Raw genomic sequence first — 21,587 nt, 5'->3', positions numbered from 1 at the left:
GCCGTTGCACGGGGGCCAAATGCTGCAAAGTCTGATTGACGTCATTCTTCCTGTCTTTCTTGTGATCGGCGCCGGTTACACGGCAACACGAACAGGATATTTCAAAGAAGACCATGTCGACGGGCTGATGAGATTTACTCAAGGGTTCGCGATCCCATGCCTGTTGTTTCTTGCCATCGCGCATCTGGACCTCAGCGCCAGTTTCGATCCCCGGCTTTTGGCCAGTTTCTATTCCGCCGCCGCCATGTGTTTCATCACTGGTCTTTTTGGTGCGCGCATCATTTTCGGCCGCGAATGGGAAGACTGCGTGGCTATCGGGTTTTGTTGCCTGTTCTCTAACTCGGTTCTGCTGGGATTGCCGATTACCGAACGCGCTTATGGTCCCGAGAACCTGACAGGCAACTATGCGATTATCGCCTTCCATTCCCCGTTTTGTTACGGCGTAGGGATCACGGTGATGGAGGTTGTCCGCAATCGCGGAAACGGTGGCGTACGCATGGCGCGTTCTGTTCTGTCTGCAATGTTCAAGAACGCGCTGATCCTTGGTATTGCACTGGGATTCGTGGTTAATCTATCCGGTTTGGCCATCCCGGCTGTGGTGGACGAAGCCCTTGGTCTGATCACGCGGGCCGCCCTGCCTGGCGCCCTGTTTGCACTGGGCGGGGTATTGGTCAAATACAAACCCGAAGGCGATCTGCGCACCATCGCTTTTGTTTGCTGTATCTCGCTGATGCTGCATCCCAGCCTTGTGTGGATATTCGGCAAATCCACAGGGCTACCGCAGGATCTGTTCCGCTCGGGCGTGTTGAACGCAGCCATGGCGCCGGGGTTCAACGCCTATATCTTTGCTAACATGTATGGCCGCGCCAAGCGGGTGGCAGCTTCGGCTGTTCTCATTGGGACAGCCACATCCATCCTGACTGTCTGGCTTTGGCTAACGGTTCTGGGCTAACAGTAGTGTTGACTTCGGTTCGCACAGAGGCACCTAACGCATATCGTGTCAGGAGATCCAAATGCCACATGCCATCATCGTCGCACATGGTCAGCCGTCCGATCCAGAACCGGCCGAGGCTGCTTTGGCTGCGTTCGCGGCTACGGTCGACGCCCTGACCGAGCATGTAACGGTGCATGCCGCAACTCTGGCCGCGCCCGGCGCGTTCGAGGCTAAGCTGAGCAGCCTGCCGGAAAACACGGTCATTTATCCGCTTTTCATGGCAAATGGATGGTTTGTCACCAGCGCTTTGCCCAAACGATTAGGGGATCACAAAGCGCGCATTCTAGACCCGTTGGGTGTTGACCCAGAGCTACCGGAATTGACCGCACGCGCCCTGCAATCCGAATTGTCCGAAAGGAATTGGGCAGCTGCGTCGACCGACCTGGTCATTGCAGCACATGGGTCAGGGCGTAGCCGAAACCCCTCGGTCGTGGCTCTGAACTTCGCATCGCAACTTCAAGAAATGCTGGCTTTCAAATCTGTCCGCGTTGGGTTTGTTGAAGAACCGCCATACATTTCCGAAGCCGCAACCGGCACGGGGGCTCAGGCGCTGTGCCTTCCGTTCTTCGCCTGCACCGGGGGGCACGCAGTGGACGACGTGCCCGCCGGATTGAGCCAAGCAGGGTTCAAAGGCGTTCTGCTGCCAGTGGTAGGGGAACTGCCACCCATCCGGCACCAGATTGCCAAGCAGTTAACAAAGGCCGTTCAGCTCGCTTGAAAATTCGCCTGAAATCTCCGACCCGGAAACAGGAAAAACTCAGGTTTGCGCTTTGATCAGCGTGGAATACAGGCGGTGACAGGACCGGCCGTCTCGCTTGGCCTGATAAAGGGCGACGTCGGCGGCGTGAAGGATGTCGGCGGCTTTGGGAACCTTGAACTGGGTGGACAAGGCCGTTCCGATACTTGCAGAGATACAGCACGGTTGGTCCTGAAATATCATGGGTTCATTCAACCTTGCGATCAGACGGCCGGCGATGGACTCCAGAGTTTCTTCCCGCGTCAGGCCCTTGAAAATTATGACAAACTCATCCCCTCCAACCCGCGCAACCGTATCGTCTCCACGCGTCTCTTCAAGCATGATGCGGGCCGCCTGTTGCAGAACGTAATCCCCGGCGGCATGGCCCAGCCGATCATTCACGGATTTAAAGAAGTCTAAATCCAGATGCATAAGGGCAAATGTAGAATTTGCCAGGATCAGATGCCCCAGCAAATGATCCATCGCGCGGCGGTTCTTCAATCCTGTCAATGTATCGGTATATGCCTGCTCTTCCGCGGCTAGCATTGCCCCCTGAAGCCTGAGATTAAGTGAACGGGACGCTTCCATCGCGGCAGATTTGGCTTCGACCAGATACAACAGCTCGATCGCCAGGTCGGTGCCGGAAAAATCTGCGCTCGTCAGGGCGTAATCCCGAACCGCATCCAAAATCGAAATACCGAATGACAGATTGATGACTGCACCGCCCGTCTCGGGCAAGGGTGCGACCAGGCCTTTCAGGGTCGTACGTGGTTCATCGCGAAATCTCAGATGCAGTTTGGCACCGGCCATCGACATCAATGCGGGAAGGGTGGTGACTGTTCTGGGGCGGATCAGCTCGAACATGTCCAGAACCCCCAGCCCGACCAAAGGCAATTCGGGCCGCAACTTTTGCAATGTCGGGCCCGCTTGTTGAATGCATCCGCTGCGGTCCACCAACATGAACATCGGGCAAAGCGTTTCCAGAAGTTCGGCCAGTTCTTGGGTATGCGTCATCTGTTCCGAGCCCCCAGATCAAAATGGCGCCCCTCGGCAAAGGCGCTTTCGACCAAAATGATTGAAATGATTTCACAAAACTCCTGACGACCCTCATGCGACAGCATCACCAGCGCACCATAATCATCGGCCATCGCTCGTAGGACCCCGACCATAACACTGGAAAATCCCGGTAAGTCCGGAAGGCAGCACAACTGGTATTCCGTGGCTGAAAGCTCTCTCAACTCAAGCGCAGGCAAAGTCAGATCAGAGACAGCCAGTCTCACACGATCCGCAAGATCATCTAGGGAATGAAGAAACTCGACATAGGTGACACCCCCAAACCTGAGCAGTCGGCGCAGCCCTTCCATGTTCGGATGGGACACCAGATATGTTCCTAGATCTTCAAGGATTTCCGCCTGTGGTCGGTTGAGGTCAATACTCAGGGCCTCGAGCAACCGGGTCGTCATGTCATCGTCATAGATGAGCATGGCTTCAAACTCGACAAACCCAAGCCGCGCACCTTCGGTCACGCGAACCCAGCAGGATTGCCCGTAGGTCGCGCCGACAAAGGACTGTATCGCCCGATTGATCAGACCATGCATCGGATGCCTCAGATTGGTGTCCTTGGCACTGTGGTCTGAGAAACCTTAACAAATAGCCAAAATTCGCCCCGAGTTGCTGTGAATGCAGCGGAGTATCAAGACGACACTACCCACCTTGTCAGAAGTCCGTCGGCGCGCCGCCTTCGGCCTTGCGGCGTTCGACGAACTCGGCCAGTTCCTCGCGAATACCATCGTCCATCGGAGGGGCTTCAAAGCTCGAGATGATCTCTTTGAACATGTGATGCGCACGCTCAGCCGTCCAGATGCCTCCGGCGGCCTCCCAGCCTTCATAGTTCTTCCAGTCACTCAGGAAGGGCTGGTAGAAGGCCGTGCTGTAGCGATCCTGTGTATGCTGGATGCCAAAAAAGTGACCGTCATTGCCAACCGCTCGAATTGCATCCAAAGCAATCTCATCCGGCCCGGTCGCGGTCAGATTAGGGTTCATATAGCGCTGAATTTGCTGCAAAACCTCGCAATCCATGATGAATTTTTCCGGGCTGGCGATCAGGCCGCCCTCCAGCCAACCGGCGGCGTGGTACACCATGTTGGTGCCCGACTGTACGGCCGCCCAGAGTGAGTTCGAGGTTTCCCACACGGATTGCCCGTCTGGCACATTGGCCGCACACACACCGGATGAACGCAGCGGCAGCCCATAATATCGCGCCATCTGCCCGGTCATCTGTGTCGAGCGCATGTATTCCGGCGTCCCAAAAGCGGGCGCGCCTGATTTCATGTCCACATTGGATGTGAAAGTTCCGATTACACAGGGGATACCAGGGCGCACATATTGGAACAGAGCGATGGCGCACAAGGCTTCGGCCAGGGACTGTGCAACCGCACCCGCCATCGTTACTGGTGCCATTGCCCCCGCCAGCGTAAAGGGGGTTACGACAATCGCCTGCCCGCGCCGCGCCAATCTCAGGCAACCATCTATCATCGGATGGTCATGCTTCAACGGCGAGGTCGAGTTGATGTTGGTGTACATCCGTGGCGAGGCCTCGAATTCCTCGTGGCTGAGACCGCCCGCGATGCGCACCATCTCCATCACATCTTCAACACGTTCCTTACCCAACGAATAAGCGTGCATCGCCTTGTCGGTCAGGGTCAGCTTGTCATACAGCACATCCAGATGCCGGACACTGGCATGAATATCGACGGGTTCTACAGGATATCCGCCAGCGAAGTGAATACAGTTGAAGTACTGCGTCAGTTTCAGAAGATTCTGGCACATCTCGCGATTGCCCGGCACTTTCTTTCCGATTTCCATGTCCCAGTAATTGGGCGGCGACGAAACGTTGCCAAACAGAATGTTCTTTCCACCTATCTCGATCCTGTGGTCAACATTTCGGGGGGTAATGGAAAACTGGCTGGGCGCCTTGGCGATCATCTCCATGACAAAATCGCGCCCCATGCGGACGTTGTCACCATTGATCGTGCACCCCGCTTCGCGCAGGATGCCGATTGCCTCTTCGTTGTAGAATTCGATCCCGATCTCTTCCAGAATACGCATGGCCCCTTCATGGATCGCTTCGATCCCGGCCTGATCCAGCGGTTCAGTCGGGCGATCTATATTGATGGGTGGGTCCCACGGCATCTGGTCAATCACCGCACTACCCCTGCGCGCTGCCGCACCTGCGCGTCCTCCGCCGCGGCGTTTGCGTGTGTTGGTTTCGGCCATGGTTGCCTCCGTTCTGGCTTGGTACAAGCAAGACCCGAAGACGCGTTTCTGGCCGCTCCATCTGCGACAGAGCTTGTCGGTTTTCTATAATTGTTCGTCGATTTTCTGGATCAACACATCATTTTTCGGCCAGCCACGCTGGAATGTGACCGATATCCGGAAGGACCACATCCGCCATCGGTGCCAGCGCATCTGCTTCAGCCAATCCGGTCAAAACGCCAATGGTGATCATCCCGGCTGCGCGCCCCGCTTGCAGGTCATGAACACTGTCCCCCACCATTGCAATGCGCGACGGCTCGACCCCGACCTGTGCGGCAAAGGCCAGCAACTGACCTGGCCCGGGTTTGAACCCATGACCACTGTCATACCCGGCGACAAAATCGAAGTGTTCGCGTATTCCCGCAGATTCCAGATGCTGCAAAGCCGGATGCTCGCTGTCATTTGTCGCAAGGCCCAGTTTGATCCCGGATTGCTGCAACCCTTTCAGGAATGGACCCAACGGCACGGCAGGGGATTGAGGAGCCGCTGCGGCCTCGGCATTCATCATGTCTACAACTTCCTGCAATGTCACATCGTCAACATGCGCAATAAGCACCTCGGCGATTTCTTCGACTGTTGCGGCTATCACAATGCTATCCGTGGAATACCGCTCTTGCTCGAAGTCAAATCCGATGATGCTGCCGAGTTCCACAGCCCGGTCTACATCCCCCTTTGTCAGACGCATCAGCAACGACCGCCCGAAGGTTCCCCAGGTTTTGGCAAAATCGAACAAAGTGCCATCCTTGTCGAAGACGATTGCTTCTATTGGCATCGCGTGCTCCTGCGGAAAAGGTGTTCAGGTCCAGTGTACATCGCCACCGCCTGACAGAACCGCCCGCGCTTGGGCAGGGTGATCATAGGCGATCGAGTTGGCGTCACAAAACGCCATGACCCACGAATCGTCAAGCACTAGAAAATCGAGAACCGAAGCCAGAAAGTCCCGGTCACCGGCCCGATTGCGAACATCCCCGATCGAAGCACCTGTCGAGCCAAGAAAGACAGGCAAAAGCTCGTCATTGCTGACCAGCCAACCCAAGGCCGTCAGAGCAAGAGTCTCGGCTGAATCGGGCGAAATGGACATAAACAGTGCTCGGATCAGGTGATGGAAAGAGTTTGTTAACCAGACTCATAAACAATTTGTTCACGCATGCAATCAACGGTGAACGACTATGTCTGTGCAAGGCACCATCCTTGTCCTCGACGGGGTATCAACCAACCGCATAATGCTGAAGGTTCAACTGACCGCTGCCTGGTATCACGTGGTACAGGGTGGAAAACTTGAAGGGCTACAAGCCCTTGCGCGTCGCGTTCAGCCGGACCTTGTACTGACGGCACAGACATTGCCCGACGGAACAGCCGCAGATGTCAAGAAAGCCCTTACCGAAGTATCTGGCCTGGATGACGTGCCCGTTGTCGTACTTGCAGCACAGAATGACAAAAACGCGCGCCTGCGTGCCCTGAAAGACGGGCTGGACGATGTGTTGACGCATCCTTTCAAAGATACGTTGCTGCTGGCACGCATTCGCAGCCTTTTGCGTGCGCGCGCAGTTACTCAAGATTTGCAGGTCAGCAACGGATCACAACCTATTGGATTTGGGGAACCCGCCCCTGTCATGATCACCCCCCCGAACGCGGCCCGGGTTGATATCTTGACCAATACTGTCCGAACCGGTGCCCTTTGGCACAAGGCCTTGCAAGGCCAGCACCATTTCGATCTGTCCTGGCACCTTCAATCGAACTTGCAGGGCGTTTTGTCCGGACCGATACCGGACGCGATTGTGGTCGAACTGAGCTCGCACCCGTCCGCGCTGAATATCCTTGCAGATCTCAGGTCACGGGCAGCAACCCGGAACACTGTCCTGATTGGCGTCTTGCAAGACTACGATGCCGTGCAGGCCTCAGAAGCGCTGGACAGAGGAGCAGACGCCGTGTGCCTGGGGGGATTCTGCGCGCAAGAGATCCTGTTGCGGCTGAACAATCAGATTGCGCGCAAGGCGCGGCTTGATCATTTGCGCGTATCATTGAGAAAAGGGATCGCCGAGTCCTGGATTGATCCGCTGACCGGGTTGCACAATCGTCGTTACGCCATGCGGGCATTGGATCAGATCGTGCGCCAGTCTGCCCGTACCGGGTGTGGCTTTGCCGTCATGCTGGCGGATCTGGACCATTTCAAGGCCATCAATGACTGCCATGGCCACGGCGCCGGTGATTGTGTTCTGACGCTGGCCGCAAAACGCATGCAAAGCGCACTAGGATCCAAAGGTTTTGTCGCCCGTATCGGCGGTGAAGAGTTCATGTTCGCGGTGCCCGATGTGTCACAAAAGCAAGCCAGAAAACTGGCTGAGACCATCTGCGACAGCATTTGTCGCGCCCCGTTCCTGCTATCGGACCAAGGTTTACAGGTTAACGTCACGATCAGCATTGGGCTGGAGATGCCGCAATCGGGTCAGCCGGGAAAAGAACGCACGCCCGTTCCTGTAGAAGATATCCTGAAAGCCGCCGATAAAGCCCTTTACGCAGCAAAAAAAGCGGGGCGCAATCAGGTGAGTATCAGGCAAAGCGCCGCCTGAACTCGTCAATCCTTTTTCTTGTGTCCATGCGGCCCGCGTTCGACGATCTTTTGCAACCTGTCCGCATAAGACTGCCGCTCTGCGTCGCTCATGGCGGTGACGCGAGCCAGCCATCGTGTCTGCAAGGCTAGTTGCAGTTCTGCCGTTGCCTGCGACTGTTTCTGCAACAACACTTCAACGGCGACTGGTTCGAAGGGCACTGTGCGCAGTGCCAGGCTCAAGGCTTCAAAGTCCTGTCTGCGCCCCCTTAGGTCTTTTTCGCGTAGCGCAGACAGTTCCCCTCGCATCGCTTTTCGATCATCTTTCGGCAAAGAGCGATATAGCGCCGGGCCGAATCCCGGCGGTGCCTCGGTGTGATCTCCATCCTTCAGGCGCAGCACAGTTCCGACTGCAACACCGACAACCAACAGGTTCAGAGCCAATGACAAGACCAGCAATACTGTCATCCACCGGCGTTTCGGTTTAGGGGCAGCGTTCATTCTGTGCTCTCCAGAAAACTCGTGTCATATCCAAGGTCAGCCACAAAAAGAGCCGTCTCTTGCGAGGTCAGCAGATTAGCAGGGTCGGGCAGGAACCCCGGCGCGGAAAAGCCGATCCAGAGCCCCGCCGCACTGGCGGCGATCAAGCCGCCCACCCCCTGCCAGCCACCAACGTTGTCCATCATTCGATGCCAGATCGAAGATTGAGGTCGAGGTTCAGGCCCTAGGCGACTAAGACGGAGTTTTTCAGCATCTGTCTGGATGCGCACGGCCAGATCGTCGGGCAGCGCCGGTCGGCTCTGCCGAGCCTGCGCAAACAAATGATCCAGTTCCAGGTTTTCATCCGTCATCGTCATACCCCAGTTCTTCACGTCGCCCGGCCAGTATCGCGGTCAGACTTCGTTTGCCCCGCGCGGTCAAGCTTTCAACCGCTTCCACTGAAATTCCCATGATCCCGGCAATTTCAGTGTTGGGCAACTCTTCGATGTGGCGCAGAACCACAGCCTGCTTCTGCCTTTCTGGCAGCTCCGCCAGGGCAAGCTGCAACGCGTCCACGCGGGCTTCATCCTGCAGTCGGTCGGCCACGCTGGCTTTGCCATCTTCCGGCTCAGGAATATCCGACAACCTGCCGGGGGCCTTCCTGCGCCGGATGTCCACACACAGGTTCAGCGTTACGCGATACAGCCATGTCGAAACTTTGGCCTGACCCGGCACCCAATCCGGCGCCATCTGCCACAACCGCATCATCGCCTCCTGCGTTACGTCTTCTGCCTCGGCCCGATTGCCCAACATACGCAACGCAACGGAATAACAAAGCGGCCCAAGGCGATCGGTTAAAACCCGCGCAGCCTGTGCGTCACCATCAGCGAATTGGCTCAGCAACACATCGTCGCTGAGAGAGCTCGCGGTGCAATCCGCACCGCGAACATCGTGTAGGTGGGAGGTCAGGTCCTCCACCCTGCTTCAGTTGTCGATTGCACCTGACTTATGGTTCTTTTTCTTATGGTGCCGTCCCATCCGGTCTTTGGCATCGGCAAATTCCTGTTCCGATATTCCACCACTGTTATCTGCATCCATCCGGTCAAACATCTTGTCACCCCGGCGCGGTTTCGGCAACTCGTCCTGGCTTAGGAACCCGTCATTGTTCGCATCGTTGTTTTCGAACATTTTGGCGACCCGGTCGTTTGCTTTTTTCTGAGCAGCAGCCTGCATCTCCTCTAGGCTGAGCTGGCCGTCCCCATCGGTATCCGCGGCTGAGAAACGCTCGGTGTAATGTGCTTCCATCTCCTGCTGCGTCACTTGACCATCGCCATTGGCATCCAATTCCTGAAAGGACACTGGCTCACGACCACCCGGACCAGCCGCCAGAACGGACGTGCCGGTGATTGCAACACCCGACAGGACAATCGCCGTGATGAACTTTGCATTTTTCATTTCGGTTTTCCCTTGTTGACGCGGCCTGAGTGCCGCTGCTCATAACCATTCAAACGCGCGAGGCAGGGAATTCCGTCGCGGTGCCAGCAACTTTTTTTGAACCAGCGCGGTATTTCACGACGTGGTTCACCTGAGGTGCGTTGCAAAGCGACGCACCCCCCTTTAAAAACCACCCGTTCAGGCGCATTATCCGCCAAAGATTACTGCGCGAGTTATATTATGACGGATCAGACGATCGACACCACAACCCAGAACGAGCGAGAAACCTGGCCTGCATTGGTCAAAGGGTTTCGGTGCAAGTGCCCAAATTGCGGTGAAGGCAAGCTGTTGCACAGCTACCTGAAGGTGAATGACACCTGCTCGAACTGTGGGCAGGAACTGTTTCACCATCGCGCCGATGATGGCCCAGCTTATCTGACGATCCTGCTGGTCGGGCACCTGTTGGCCCCGGCCCTGCACGTCTCGTATGTGAACTGGCGCCCGGACCCATGGGTGATGGCCATCGGGTTTTCCATTGCTTGCGTTGCACTGTCGCTGTTTTTGCTCCCCCGTCTGAAAGGCGCTGTGGTCGCTTATCAGTGGGCGCGTCGTATGCACGGTTTTGGCAACGATTCATGAGCCGGAAGAAGCGATTGTTTTCCGCATGACGACCGACAAGACCGCCATCCGCGATGCCGCAACCGTCATCGTGCTGCGAAACAGGTGGACCAATCCGTCGATCCTGATGGGGCAACGTGGGTCCAAGGCCGTGTTCATGCCCAACAAATTCGTGTTCCCCGGTGGAGCTGTCGATCCGGCGGATGCAGATGTACCGCTTGCGACCGCACTGCCTGACCTGTGTTTTGAGCGGTTGGCGGAACAGGCGGAATCCGGAAAACAACACGCCCTTGCCGCCGCAGCAATTCGCGAGCTTTGGGAGGAGACAGGACTTGTCCTTGGCCAGACAGGACACTGGCCGGGCAGCGTTCCTGACGACTGGCAGAGCTTTTCCGCCATGGGTTACGTGCCGTCGGCAGCTGCGCTGCAATTTGTTTTTCGCGCAGTCACACCGCCCGGCCGCCCCCGCCGCTTCGATGCGCGGTTTTTTCTGGTCGATGCCGATGCGCTGCAGGGCGATCTGGATGATTTCAGCCATGCCTCGGACGAGCTGTCGCATCTGCAATGGGTGGAACTGGATCGGGCGCGTGAACTGGATCTGCCGTTTATCACCGAGGTTGTTCTGGCCGAGGTCGCAGCCCGGGTGACCTCACCCGAGCCGCCAGTATCGGTTCCGTTCTATCAGAACAACGAAGAAGCCAATCTGTTCCTGCGGCTCAGAGGCTATCCGATGCCCGAGCACGACTGACCAATCAGTTTCACCGCATCCGGCTGACAACCACCGTCACTTCGGGTTTTTTGCCGATTTCCGCTTTTGCCGTCTGACGCACGATCCGGCGCATTTCGTCTTCCAGCTTGTCGTCATCTCGTAGGGTCTTGGCCGCCGCCCGCATTAGGAACTGGTTCAGGTCTTCTTCCAACACTTCGACCAATCCGGCGCGGGACGTTCCGACCTCGGGCAGGCCCATCGTGTCGCACCACGGTTCGCCCAGCGGCTCGTCTTCTTCATCCAGAACAACCGTCACAGTAACATGGCCGTTCAGAGCCATGCGAATACGGTCCCGTACCACGCCGTCCAACGCACCGATTTTCACCGTACCGTCCAGATAGGTACGCCCGGATTCGACATAGTCGACCACCACGGGTGCATTGCCGCTGAGGTCCAGCATGGTGCCGTTTACGGCCAGCACACCCGTTCTGCCGCCCTGCTCAGCCAGTTTGACATGCTCGCGCAGGTGCCGGTGCTCTCCATGCATTGGGATCACAATTTGCGGATCGATCAGCGCGTGCACCTTCTCAAGATCAGGTCGGTTCGCATGGCCAGAGACGTGATAGAGGCCCGAGCTGTCATCCACCACATCCACGCCCTTTTCACTGAGCTGGTTCATGATGAAAATCACGCCACGTTCGTTTCCGGGAATGGTTTTCGACGAAAACAAGAACAGGTCGCCTTCGGACAGTTCCAGACCACGGTACTTGCCACGGGCCAGTTGCGCGCTTGCCGCACGGCGTTCGCCCTGGCTGCCAGTCACGATCAGCATCAGGTTCTGGCGCGGCAGATCCAACGCTTCTTCCGCGCTGATCACCTTGGGGAAGTCCGACAGGATACCGGTTTCGGTCGCAGCTTCGATCATCCGCCGCATTGCGCGCCCTAGCAACACAACCGAACGCCCCGCTCGCGCGCCCGCCTCGGCTAGTGTTTTGACCCGTGCCACGTTCGACGCGAAGGTGGTTGCCACAACCATACCCTCGGCGTTTTCGACTAGCTTTGTAATCTCTGGCCCGACCTCGGATTCCGAACGGCCCGGATGCGCCGAGAAAACATTCGTGCTGTCGCAAACCAACGCTTTGACGCCCGGCTTGGCAATCTCGGCCCACAGGTCGGGATCAAAGGCTTCGCCCACGACTGGGTTTGCATCTAGCTTGAAATCACCCGAGTGCACCACGCGCCCTGCGGGCGTGTCGATGACCAAAGCAGCACTTTCCGGGATCGAATGTGAAACCGGAAGGAAGCCCACCGTAAACGGTCCGACTGAGATCGTTTCGGGCCAAGAGGACACGGTTGTCACCGCATCGGTCGGGTGCGCGTATTCTTCCATCTTGCGACGCGCGATATTGGCCGTGAAAGCCCGGGCATAAATCGGAGCTCCCAGTGCCTCATAGCAATGAGCCACGGCGCCGACATGGTCTTCATGCGCATGGGTGATGAAAACGCCATCCAGCCGGTCGGCCCGTTCTTTCAACCAAGAAATATCCGCATAGATCAGGTCGACGCCCGGTGTTGTGTCCATATCGGGAAAGGTGACACCCAGATCCACCAGGATCAGGCGTTCCTGCCCGGGCTGGCCATATCCGTACACGTAGGCATTCATACCAATTTCGCCCGCGCCACCCAGCGGCAGGTAGATCAATCTTTCACTGCTCATATCGAGCCATTATCCTTGTTATAGCGATGAATCACGGTCAAGCCGTGCATCGTCAAATCATCTTCGATTACGTCGAACCCCACGTCGGCCTGATCGAACAAGGGGGCCAACCCTCCGGTTCCCACGACTTTCATCGGCATTCCATATTCGGCCTTGATCCGCGCGATCAGCCCCTCGATCAGGCCGGAATACCCCCAATACACGCCTGACTGGATACAACCAACCGTATTCGTACCGATCACCTTCTCGGGACGCGTGATGTCGATATGCGGCAGTGCGGCTGCGCCCTGATGCAAAGCCTCAAGGCTGAGATTCACACCCGGAGCGATGACGCCCCCAACATAGGCACCGTCCGCGGCGACAACGTCGAAATTTGTTGCGGTACCAAAGTCCACCACAACGACATTGCCGCCATGACGGTCAAATGCACCAACTGCATTGGCCAGTCGATCCGGGCCCGGCACAGTCCCCTGATCCACGCGCGGCGGCACGGGCAACAGGCAATCCGGCCTACCTACCACCAGCGGCCTGCACCCAAAAAAGCGATCGGCAAAGATGCGCAGGTTGAACACCACGCGCGGCACGGTCGACGCAATGATGACATCCGAGATATTCGCCTCGATCCCGTAATGTTTCACCAGCGTCGAATACCAAGTGAAATAGGCGTCCGCCGTGCGTGCATGATGGGTCGAGGTGCGCAGGGTGCACAGAAATTCCTGACCGTTCCAGATCGAGAAGACTGTATTGGTATTGCCGCAATCAATGGCCAGAAGCATTTGCGCCCCTTTCAGAAATAGACATCCGCCGCAGGAATGCTCACGCGGCCTTTGGCGGTGTTTAAGACAAGGTTACCGCCTGCGTCTACCGTTTCGAAGGTCCCAACCGTCTCAGACGTGCCGGTACGGGCCGTAATAACCTCGCCCAGCCGGGCAGCACGGGACAGCCACGCGGTGCGAATGGGTTCGAACCCGTAGGTAACAAACTGAGTTTCATATTTGGCATAGGCTGAAGCAAGCTCGGTCAGAAAATCCTCGGGCGTGACGTTTGCACCGGTTTCCGACAAAAGAGAGACAGGTCGGACCGCGCCCGGTTCCACCGCGTCGGCGTCTGGGGCGTTGGCCAGATTCACACCAATACCGATGGACAGATACGCCACACCACGCCCCTGCCCGGCGCTTTCCAGCAAAATACCAGCAAGCTTGCCACCGTTCAGTAGTACGTCATTGGGCCATTTCAACGACAGCCCCGCCGCACGCCCCGTCACAGAGACACAAGCGTCAAACAGAGCCAGTGCCGCAACAAAACTGCGCAGAGCCGCCTGTTCTGGAGCACCTTCAGGGCGCATCAAAAGGGTCGCGGCAAGGTTGCCCATAGGGTTGGCCCATGACCGTCCGCGTCGCCCACGCGCAGCCGTCTGATGATGCGCCATGATCCACACAGGACCACGGGCATTGGGGGCAATCCGCGCTGCTTCGTTGAGTGTGCTATCAACTTCCTGCACCTCGTGCAGGCCATAGCCTTGTGGCCACTTGGTCATATCAAAAAGGCCCGGTCACGCGACCGAGCCCCCTCTTTCAGATTGTGCAAAACGTTCAGTTGACAAGAGTTGCCGCCGCAGCCGCTGCCGCGCCCTCGATCCCAAACTGATAGAAGACCCCGATCAGCATCAGCGCCGCGGACCCCATCAGGGCGACCCACAGAACGGGTGTCGACCGCGTTTCAATCGGGTCTTCGTTCTCGGCCCCGAAATACATGTAGAACACAATCCGCAGGTAATAGAAGGCGCCAATTACCGATGCGATGGCTGAAACTACAACAAGGCCGGTCAAATCGGCACTTACACCAGCCCGCCAAACACCAAACTTCGCAAAGAAACCCAGCATCGGTGGCACACCGGCAAGCGAGAACATCAGGATCAGAACAGCAAGGGCCTTGCCCGGATCACGTTTGGAATACTGGCGCAGCGCATCAATGTCAGTGACGGGTTTGCCGTCGCGTTCCATCATCAGGATAAACGCAAACGTGCCGATGTTCATGGTCACGTAAATCGCCAGATACATCAGCATCGCCTGAATACCCAACTCGGTGCCTGCCGCCAGACCGATCAGCGCATAGCCCATATGGGCAATCGACGAGAACGCCATCAGTCGCTTGATGTCGCGCTGACCAATTGCGGCAACCGCCCCCAGCAGCATCGACAGCACCGACAGCAAAACGATCACTTGCTGCCAGTCTTTGACCACACCTCCGAAGGCGTCATGCAGCAGGCGTGCAAACAAGGCCATTGCCGCGACTTTCGGGGCGGTGGCAAAGAAGGCCGTAATTGGCGTCGGCGACCCTTCATAGACATCCGGTGTCCACATATGGAACGGAACAGCCGAAACCTTGAATGCCAGACCCGAAATCAGGAAGATCAGGCCAAACAACAGACCAACCGAGACATCCCCATGATGGACCGTCTGAATAATGCCCGAGAACAGTGTCGTGCCTGTGAACCCGTAAACCAGCGAAGCACCATACAGCAGCAGACCTGAACTGAGAGCGCCCAGAACAAAGTATTTCAGCCCTGCTTCGGTTGATTTCGCGCTGTCACGACGCAGCGCGGCAACAACATACAGCGCAAGGGATTGCAGCTCGAGTCCCATGTAAAGAGACATCAGATCGCCCGCGCTCACCATCATCATCATACCGACGGCTGCAAGGGCCACCAGCAACGGATATTCAAAGCGCAGCAGACCCCGGCGCGCCATGTATTCCTGGCTCATCACCAGCACGGCACCTGCCGACAAAAGGATGGCAACTTTGGCAAAACGCGCGAACCCGTCATCCACGAACATGCCATTGAAGGCTACGTTGGTGCCACTGCCCTGGGTAGCGATCCAGATCGCCAGAACCGCCATCAGGCCCGCCGTGGTCCAGACCAGAACCGAAGCCAGCCCGTCTTTCGAGGTGTAGACAGCCCCCAACAGAGCCGCCATCGCATAGATCGCCAGAACGATTTCCGGCAGGATAATTGTCAGATCAGCCTGGATCATGTCTCCAAAGCTCCCTTAATGCGAAGCGGCAGTCTGGGTCGCAGCCTTAGCCGCGGCCAGAGCCGTGTCATAGTTCGAAATGAGTGCCGTCGTCGATTGGCCGATCACATCGGTCACCAGTGACGGGTAAACGCCCAGAAGGATCGTCATCACGATCAGCGGGGCAAAAATCAGCCGCTCGCGCGAGCTCATGTCGGTCATCGCCTTCAGGCTTTCCTTGATCAGATCCCCGAAGACAACGCGACGGTAGAGCCACAGCGCGTAGGCTGCCGAGAAGATCACACCGGTCGCCGCAACTGCAGTCACCCAGGTGTTAACCTGGAATGTACCCATGAGTGTCAGGAACTCACCAATAAACCCGCTGGTGCCCGGCAGTCCGACATTGGCCATGGTGAACAGCATGAAGACCAGCGCATAGGCGGGCATCCGGATGACCAGACCGCCATAAGCCTCGATATCGCGGGTGTGCATCCGGTCATAGATCACGCCGACACAGAGGAAGAGCGCGGCAGAGATGAACCCGTGGCTCAGCATCTGGAAAATCGCGCCGTCAATGCCTTGCTGGTTCGCTGCAAAGATGCCCATCGTGACAAAGCCCATATGCGCGACCGAGGAATACGCGATCAGCTTTTTCATGTCTTCCTGCACCAGTGCCACCAGCGAGGTATAAACAACCGCTATAGCTGACATCCAAAGCACAAGATCAGTCATCACCGCCGAGCCAACCGGGAACATCGGCAGGCTGAACCGCAGGAAGCCGTAGCCGCCCATCTTCAACAGGATCGCGGCCAGCACGACCGAGCCCGCCGTCGGCGCTTGAACGTGCGCATCGGGCAACCAGGTGTGCACCGGCCACATCGGCATTTTCACCGCAAAAGACGCGAAGAAGGCCAGGAACATCAGCGTTTGCATACCGCCGGTGACATAGATGCCCAACACGCTGAAACTCTCGGATGCGAACTGATGGGCCATCAGCGCTTCGATATCCGTGGTGCCCGCGTCAGCATACATTGCGACCATGGCCACCAGCATCAGCACCGAGCCAAGGAAGGTGTAAAGGAAGAACTTGAAGCTGGCATAGATACGATCCTTGCCGCCCCAGATACCGATGATCAGGAACATCGGGATCAGACCCGCCTCGAAGAACAGGTAGAACAGCACCAGGTCCAGCGCCATGAACACGCCCAGCATGAGCGTTTCCAGCAGCAAGAAAGCAATCATGTATTCTTTGACGCGGTCCGTCACATTCCAGCTGGCCAGAATGGTCAGCGGCATGATGAAAGTGGTCAGCAGCACGAACAGAACGCTGATTCCATCCACACCCATCTTGTATTTCAGGCCCATCAGCCATTCACCCTCTTCCACCATCTGGAAACCGGTGTTCGAAGGATCAAAGCCTGTGTAGATGCCAATTGACACCAGAAACGTCACAGTTGTCGCCAGCAATGCAATCCACTTGGCGTTGCGCTGCGCTGCAACGTCGCTGCCGTGCAGGAACAGCGCCAGAATGCCTGCTGCGATGGCGGGGATAAAGGTGACAATAGATAGGATATTGTCCATTAGTGTGCGCCTCCGCCGATCGACATCCAGGTGACAAGGGCCGCAATGCCCAAAACCATCCAGAAGGCGTAAGTAAAGATGTACCCGGTCTGCGCCTTGCCTGCGAGGCGGGTGAAGAAGGGAATCACGCCCATAGCAACCCCATTCAGGAAGCCGTCAATCGTGTTGCCGTCACCGCGTTTCCATAAGAACCGGCCAAGGGCGACAGTGGGTTTGACAAAGATCGCGTCGTAGATTTCGTCGAAATACCATTTGTTCAGCAGGAACAGGTACAGCGGACGCTGGTTTGCTGCCAGACGTGCGGGCAGAGACGTGTTCACGATGTAGAACCAATAGGCCACGATAAAGCCAAGCACCATCGCAACGAATGGTGAAACCTTGACCCATTTCGGAGCCGCATGCGCATCGTCCAGAATGTGGTTGTCCGGCGCCATATAAAGCGCCCCTTCACCCGGCTCGCCCGCAAACACATAATGGTGGTCCCCGCCCTCTGCGGCATTCTCACCATGCGCGGCGTCATCAGCATGGCTGTCATCGGCATGGCTGTCTTCGCCGTGCGACGCATCCGCCGCCGCGTGATCACTGGCCTCGGCATGCTCTGAGGCTTCTGCAACCGGAATACCGTAGAATTTGCCGACCTTATCCGCATGGCCAAAGAAGTTTCCGTACCAGATCATGCCCGCGAATACCGCACCCAGCGACAGTACACCCAGCGGCACCAGCATGACCATCGGGCTTTCATGTGCGTGATCATGCGTGTGCTTGTCGCCGCGCGGCTCGCCATAGAAGGTCAGGAAGATCAGACGCCAGCTGTAGAACGAGGTGAACGCGGCAGCGACGACCAACAACCAGAAGCCATAGCTTGATCCGCCCGCATAGGCGCTCTCGATAATTGCGTCTTTTGACAGGAAACCGGCAAAACCAAAGGTGGTCAGCGGGATACCAACACCGGTAATCGCCAGGGTACCGATCATCATCGCCCAGAAGGTGTAGGGGATCTTTTTGCGCAGACCGCCATATTCGGTCATCTCCTGTTCGTGATGCATCGCGTGGATCACGGAACCGGCCCCAAGGAACAACAACGCCTTGAAAAAGGCATGCGTAAACAGGTGGAACATCGCCGCCGAATACATGCCCACGCCCGCCGCCACAAACATGTAGCCTAGCTGCGAACAGGTCGAATACGCGATGACACGTTTGATATCGGTCTGAACCAGACCAACAGTAGCCGCAAAGAACGCAGTCGAGGCCCCAAGAACAGTTATGAACCCTGTCGCGCCCGGTGCGAACTCCATCAGCGGGGACATGCGGCAGACCAAAAAGACGCCTGCGGTCACCATGGTCGCAGCGTGGATCAGCGCTGACACAGGCGTCGGGCCTTCCATCGCGTCCGGCAACCACGTGTGCAGGATCAACTGCGCCGATTTACCCATGGCACCGATGAACAGCAGAACGCAGATCACTTCGATCGCGGTCCATTCCCCCCACAGGAAATGCAGCTTCTCTTCTGCCAGCGTAGGAGCAGAGGCAAAGATATCCGAGAAGTTGATACTGTCGGTCAGGAAGAACAGCGCGAAGATGCCCAGAGCAAACCCAAAGTCGCCAACCCGGTTGACCACAAAGGCCTTGATTGCCGCCGCATTGGCCGAAGGCTTGCGATAATAGAACCCGATCAGCAGGTATGAGGCGACGCCGACGCCCTCCCAGCCAAAGAACATCTGCACCAGATTATCCGCCGTCACCAGCATCAGCATGGCGAAAGTGAAGAAGGACAGATAGGCGAAGAAACGTGGCTTATAACTTTCGCCTTCGCGCCATTGCGGGTCGTGATCCATGTAGCCGAAGGAATACAGGTGTACGAGCGCCGAGACGGTCGTCACAACGATCAGCATGATTGCCGTCAGTCGGTCCAGACGGACGGCCCAGCTTGTCGAAAGCGAGCCGCTTTCGATCCAGCGCATGATCTCGATCTGCTGCGTGTGCCCGTCGAAGGTGAAGAACACGATCCAGGACAGCAGACAGGCCAGGAACAGCAGGCCCGTCGCCGTCCACATGGCAGCTTTCTGGCCAATGAACTTCCAGCCGAACCCGCAAAGCAGCGCGCCCACCAGCGGGGCAAAGAGGATGGTGGTTTCCATGTTCCCTTACCCCTTCATCATATTGACGTCTTCAACCGCGATCGTACCGCGGTTGCGGAAGAAACAGACCAGAATGGCCAGACCAATCGCCGCCTCGGCCGCCGCAACGGTCAGCACGAACAGCGTAAACACCTGCCCGACCAGATCGCCGAGGAAACTGGAAAACGCCACAAGGTTGATATTCACCGCCAACAGCATCAGTTCGATGCTCATCAGCAGGATGATGACGTTCTTGCGGTTCAGGAAGAGACCGAAGATGCCGATGACGAACAGCGTCGCCGCGACCGTGAGGTAGTGTTCAAGTCCGATCATCGTCTCATAGTCCCTCGAATTTCTCTTTCCCGTTGCGAAGTTCTGGGAACGCCGCCGCGCAGGCACAGTTTTCTTTCGATTCCGTGTATTCTTCGACTTGGAAAGCTCTCCGCACAAAGGTCGCTTTCACAGATTCCCACGAATGGCTTGCATCGACTTCGGCTAGTTTTTGTAGGGAGTCACTAGCCTCGTCAGTCCGATCCAACAATGTGTTGTCGTATTCCCTGTTGAGTCGCGTCACGACTCTAAGTGTTTGCCCGGTCTCGCAAGCTGAAATTTTTAGAAATTCCGATTCCGTGCATCCCAGTTCGTCGTCGCAAAGACCGCCAACTTCGTAGAACGCTAAAACTCCGTCACCGATTACTTGGTGCTCGGTTGCAATCCAATGATGTGACAATAACGGTTGGCCGTCGCACTCCGCTATTGGAAACGCGACTGCAGACAAGGGTACGCTTGCCAATGCTAAGCCGAATATGCCCGAGTTAATTTTCACAACCCCTGCCCCGGTTTCACGTCCTTCAACTCCATCGCCTTGGCCGGGTCACGCATCATCTGGCCGATAATGTCCTGACGTTTGATGTCCTTGCGGTGGCGCAGCGTCAGAACGATGGCGCCGATCATGGCCACCAGCAGGATCAGGCCCGCCAGTTGGAACAGAAGGAAATATTGATCGTAAAGGATGAGGCCAAGCGCCTCGGTGTTGTGGCGGTCTGTCGGGACCGGCTGGGCCAGATTGGCCGCAGCACCCTGTGCGCTGTCCCACGCCCCGAAAGCCATGACAAACTGCATCAGGATGATCAGACCAATCAGCAGGGCCAGCGGCATATAGCGCGCCATTTCGGCCTTGAGCTCGGCAAAGTCCACGTCCAGCATCATCACCACGAAGAGGAACAGAACCGCGACCGCGCCGACATAGACGATGACCAGCAGCATCGCCACGAACTCGGCCCCCAGCAGCACGAACAGCCCTGCCGAGGACAGAAACGCCAGGATCAGCCACAGGACCGAGTGCACCGGCTGGCGGCTGATCACCGTGAACAGCCCGCCGGTGATGGCGCTGATGGCAAACAGGTAGAAGGCAAAGACGGTCATTGATCCTCATCCTCGTTGTCGCCCATGACCTCTTGCGCCAGATCCAGCGCGCGGGTCATGGCCGGGATGCCGGCAAAGACCGACATCTGACCGATCGTTTCCACGATCTCTTGTTTCTTCGCGCCCGCTTCCAGCGCATGACGCACGGTCTGGCGCACGGCCGAATCCGCCTGCGCACCCTGGCAGGTCAGCCCGGCCAGCGTCAGAAGCAGACGCGTTTTGGCATCCAGCCCGTCCTTGTTGACGGTGTTGCCGAACATCATCTCCATGACCTCTTTGGGCATGGTTGGCCACAGCGCCTCGAACCCCTTGGGCGAGAAGCTTTCCATCGCCGGGTTCATCGCCTTGGCCATGTCCTGAGCTTGCTTCATCATCAGCTCGAACGGATTTGTCGGGCTGTCACTCATCGGTACGGTGCGTCCAGTTCCAGATTGCGCGCGATCTCGGCTTCCCAGCGCTCGCCGTTCGACAGGAGTTTTTCCTTGTCGTAGAACAGCTCTTCCCGGGTTTCCGTCGCGAATTCAAAGTTCGGGCCTTCGACGATGGCATCAACCGGGCATGCCTCTTGGCAGAAGCCGCAATAGATGCACTTGGTCATGTCAATGTCATAGCGCGTGGTGCGGCGGCTGCCGTCCGCGCGGGGTTCGGCATCGATGGTGATGGCCTGTGCCGGGCAGACCGCCTCGCACAGTTTACACGCGATGCAGCGCTCTTCACCGTTTGGATAGCGGCGCAGGGCGTGTTCACCGCGAAACCGCGGGGACAGAGGGCCTTTTTCGTGCGGATAGTTCAGGGTGGCCTTGGGAGCGAAGAAATACTTCATCCCCAGTTTGAAGCCGACCCAGAAATCCTGCAGCAGGAAGTATTTGGCAGCGCGGGTGTAATCGATGTTTGCCATA

The 21,587-nt window shown here is 57.2% G+C and carries 25 protein-coding genes; 5 read left to right on the top strand and 20 right to left on the bottom strand.

All coding sequences use genetic code 11. The features are described 5' to 3' along the window. Positions 1 to 19: 19 nt before the first annotated feature. Both AC2FLU_RS16250 and AC2FLU_RS16245 read left to right on the top strand, forming a co-directional pair. Complete coding sequence (locus tag AC2FLU_RS16250; RefSeq protein ID WP_496809157.1) at positions 20 to 952, top strand: AEC family transporter; 933 nt, start codon at positions 20 to 22, stop codon at positions 950 to 952. Between the two features lie 61 nt (positions 953 to 1,013). Then, a complete protein-coding gene (locus AC2FLU_RS16245; protein ID WP_480486183.1) occupies positions 1,014 to 1,712 on the top strand; it encodes a CbiX/SirB N-terminal domain-containing protein in 699 nt (232 codons plus the stop codon). A 39-nt stretch (positions 1,713 to 1,751) separates the two neighbouring features. Here the strand turns inward: AC2FLU_RS16245 and AC2FLU_RS16240 are convergent, their stop codons facing one another. The 5 genes from AC2FLU_RS16240 to AC2FLU_RS16220 all read right to left on the bottom strand — a co-directional run bounded on the left by AC2FLU_RS16240 (position 1,752) and on the right by AC2FLU_RS16220 (position 6,126). Next, a complete protein-coding gene (locus tag AC2FLU_RS16240; protein ID WP_496809156.1) occupies positions 1,752 to 2,744 on the bottom strand; it encodes a diguanylate cyclase domain-containing protein in 993 nt (330 codons plus the stop codon). Further along, entirely contained in the window at positions 2,741 to 3,328 is a 588-nt protein-coding gene (locus AC2FLU_RS16235; RefSeq protein WP_480604353.1) for a heme NO-binding domain-containing protein, read from the bottom strand. The genes AC2FLU_RS16240 and AC2FLU_RS16235 overlap by 4 nt, the downstream gene beginning before the upstream one ends. A 118-nt stretch (positions 3,329 to 3,446) precedes the next feature. Continuing rightward, positions 3,447 to 5,006: a trimethylamine methyltransferase family protein gene (locus tag AC2FLU_RS16230; RefSeq protein WP_496714731.1), complete on the bottom strand. Its 1,560-nt coding sequence runs from the start codon at positions 5,004 to 5,006 to the stop codon at positions 3,447 to 3,449. 118 nt (positions 5,007 to 5,124) lie between these two features. Then, positions 5,125 to 5,817: an HAD family hydrolase gene (locus tag AC2FLU_RS16225; protein ID WP_480516416.1), complete on the bottom strand. Its 693-nt coding sequence runs from the start codon at positions 5,815 to 5,817 to the stop codon at positions 5,125 to 5,127. Positions 5,818 to 5,841: 24 nt separating this feature from the next. Beyond that, positions 5,842 to 6,126 (bottom strand): DUF3572 domain-containing protein, encoded by a 285-nt coding sequence (locus AC2FLU_RS16220; protein ID WP_480476122.1) that lies wholly within the window; start codon positions 6,124 to 6,126, stop codon positions 5,842 to 5,844. Positions 6,127 to 6,214: 88 nt separating this feature from the next. Here AC2FLU_RS16220 and AC2FLU_RS16215 point away from each other — a divergent pair, with 88 nt between their 5' ends. After that, positions 6,215 to 7,615, top strand: coding sequence for a diguanylate cyclase domain-containing protein (locus AC2FLU_RS16215; protein ID WP_480476120.1), 1,401 nt, complete (start codon positions 6,215 to 6,217; stop codon positions 7,613 to 7,615). Positions 7,616 to 7,620: 5 nt separating this feature from the next. Here the strand turns inward: AC2FLU_RS16215 and AC2FLU_RS16210 are convergent, their stop codons facing one another. The 4 genes from AC2FLU_RS16210 to AC2FLU_RS16195 are packed head-to-tail and all read right to left on the bottom strand — an operon-like array spanning position 7,621 to position 9,528. Then, positions 7,621 to 8,094 carry a periplasmic heavy metal sensor gene (locus tag AC2FLU_RS16210; RefSeq protein WP_480604359.1) on the bottom strand — a complete coding sequence of 158 codons (474 nt, stop codon included), beginning with the start codon at positions 8,092 to 8,094 and terminating at the stop codon, positions 7,621 to 7,623. Continuing rightward, positions 8,091 to 8,444 (bottom strand): hypothetical protein, encoded by a 354-nt coding sequence (locus AC2FLU_RS16205; RefSeq protein WP_480604361.1) that lies wholly within the window; start codon positions 8,442 to 8,444, stop codon positions 8,091 to 8,093. Before AC2FLU_RS16205 ends, AC2FLU_RS16210 begins: the two co-directional genes overlap by 4 nt. Continuing rightward, entirely contained in the window at positions 8,434 to 9,051 is a 618-nt protein-coding gene (locus AC2FLU_RS16200) for an RNA polymerase sigma factor (protein WP_480516414.1), read from the bottom strand. The genes AC2FLU_RS16205 and AC2FLU_RS16200 overlap by 11 nt, the downstream gene beginning before the upstream one ends. A 6-nt stretch (positions 9,052 to 9,057) precedes the next feature. Continuing rightward, on the bottom strand, positions 9,058 to 9,528 hold the full coding sequence (locus tag AC2FLU_RS16195) for an EF-hand domain-containing protein (RefSeq protein WP_480516412.1): 471 nt from the start codon (positions 9,526 to 9,528) through the stop codon (positions 9,058 to 9,060). Between the two features lie 219 nt (positions 9,529 to 9,747). Here AC2FLU_RS16195 and AC2FLU_RS16190 point away from each other — a divergent pair, with 219 nt between their 5' ends. Together AC2FLU_RS16190 and AC2FLU_RS16185 are read left to right on the top strand one after the other, a co-directional pair. After that, on the top strand, positions 9,748 to 10,146 hold the full coding sequence (locus AC2FLU_RS16190) for a DUF983 domain-containing protein (RefSeq protein ID WP_480516410.1): 399 nt from the start codon (positions 9,748 to 9,750) through the stop codon (positions 10,144 to 10,146). Between the two features lie 25 nt (positions 10,147 to 10,171). After that, a complete protein-coding gene (locus tag AC2FLU_RS16185; protein ID WP_480516408.1) occupies positions 10,172 to 10,873 on the top strand; it encodes an NUDIX hydrolase in 702 nt (233 codons plus the stop codon). Positions 10,874 to 10,883: 10 nt separating this feature from the next. Here the strand turns inward: AC2FLU_RS16185 and AC2FLU_RS16180 are convergent, their stop codons facing one another. From AC2FLU_RS16180 to nuoI, 11 genes are read right to left on the bottom strand one after another with little or no spacing between them, the layout of a single operon-like run. After that, positions 10,884 to 12,551 (bottom strand): ribonuclease J, encoded by a 1,668-nt coding sequence (locus tag AC2FLU_RS16180; RefSeq protein ID WP_480516406.1) that lies wholly within the window; start codon positions 12,549 to 12,551, stop codon positions 10,884 to 10,886. Further along, positions 12,548 to 13,327 (bottom strand): type III pantothenate kinase, encoded by a 780-nt coding sequence (locus tag AC2FLU_RS16175; protein WP_480476108.1) that lies wholly within the window; start codon positions 13,325 to 13,327, stop codon positions 12,548 to 12,550. Before AC2FLU_RS16175 ends, AC2FLU_RS16180 begins: the two co-directional genes overlap by 4 nt. A gap of 11 nt (positions 13,328 to 13,338) precedes the next feature. Further along, entirely contained in the window at positions 13,339 to 14,088 is a 750-nt protein-coding gene (locus AC2FLU_RS16170) for a biotin--[acetyl-CoA-carboxylase] ligase (protein WP_480476106.1), read from the bottom strand. 55 nt (positions 14,089 to 14,143) lie between these two features. After that, positions 14,144 to 15,586 carry an NADH-quinone oxidoreductase subunit NuoN gene (nuoN, locus tag AC2FLU_RS16165; RefSeq protein WP_496809155.1) on the bottom strand — a complete coding sequence of 481 codons (1,443 nt, stop codon included), beginning with the start codon at positions 15,584 to 15,586 and terminating at the stop codon, positions 14,144 to 14,146. Between the two features lie 15 nt (positions 15,587 to 15,601). Further along, positions 15,602 to 17,146: an NADH-quinone oxidoreductase subunit M gene (locus tag AC2FLU_RS16160; protein ID WP_480516404.1), complete on the bottom strand. Its 1,545-nt coding sequence runs from the start codon at positions 17,144 to 17,146 to the stop codon at positions 15,602 to 15,604. Further along, positions 17,146 to 19,284, bottom strand: a complete 2,139-nt coding sequence (nuoL, locus tag AC2FLU_RS16155) for an NADH-quinone oxidoreductase subunit L (RefSeq protein WP_496809154.1) — start codon at positions 19,282 to 19,284, stop codon at positions 17,146 to 17,148. The genes AC2FLU_RS16160 and nuoL overlap by 1 nt, the downstream gene beginning before the upstream one ends. Before the next feature lie 6 nt (positions 19,285 to 19,290). Continuing rightward, a complete protein-coding gene (gene nuoK, locus AC2FLU_RS16150; protein WP_005984024.1) occupies positions 19,291 to 19,596 on the bottom strand; it encodes an NADH-quinone oxidoreductase subunit NuoK in 306 nt (101 codons plus the stop codon). Positions 19,597 to 19,600: 4 nt separating this feature from the next. Then, entirely contained in the window at positions 19,601 to 20,089 is a 489-nt protein-coding gene (locus AC2FLU_RS16145; protein ID WP_480545722.1) for a hypothetical protein, read from the bottom strand. Further along, positions 20,086 to 20,688, bottom strand: a complete 603-nt coding sequence (locus AC2FLU_RS16140; RefSeq protein WP_480516396.1) for an NADH-quinone oxidoreductase subunit J — start codon at positions 20,686 to 20,688, stop codon at positions 20,086 to 20,088. The genes AC2FLU_RS16145 and AC2FLU_RS16140 overlap by 4 nt, the downstream gene beginning before the upstream one ends. After that, positions 20,685 to 21,095: a carboxymuconolactone decarboxylase family protein gene (locus tag AC2FLU_RS16135; RefSeq protein ID WP_170476531.1), complete on the bottom strand. Its 411-nt coding sequence runs from the start codon at positions 21,093 to 21,095 to the stop codon at positions 20,685 to 20,687. The genes AC2FLU_RS16140 and AC2FLU_RS16135 overlap by 4 nt, the downstream gene beginning before the upstream one ends. Then, complete coding sequence (gene nuoI / locus AC2FLU_RS16130; protein ID WP_480554123.1) at positions 21,092 to 21,586, bottom strand: NADH-quinone oxidoreductase subunit NuoI; 495 nt, start codon at positions 21,584 to 21,586, stop codon at positions 21,092 to 21,094. Before nuoI ends, AC2FLU_RS16135 begins: the two co-directional genes overlap by 4 nt. Between the last annotated feature and the right edge of the window lies 1 nt (position 21,587).

It is taken from the genome of Ruegeria sp. SAZD013 (assembly GCF_059612525.1).
The sequence above is the reverse complement of the archived record's forward strand: the minus strand, read 5'-3'. Positions and strand labels throughout refer to the sequence as shown.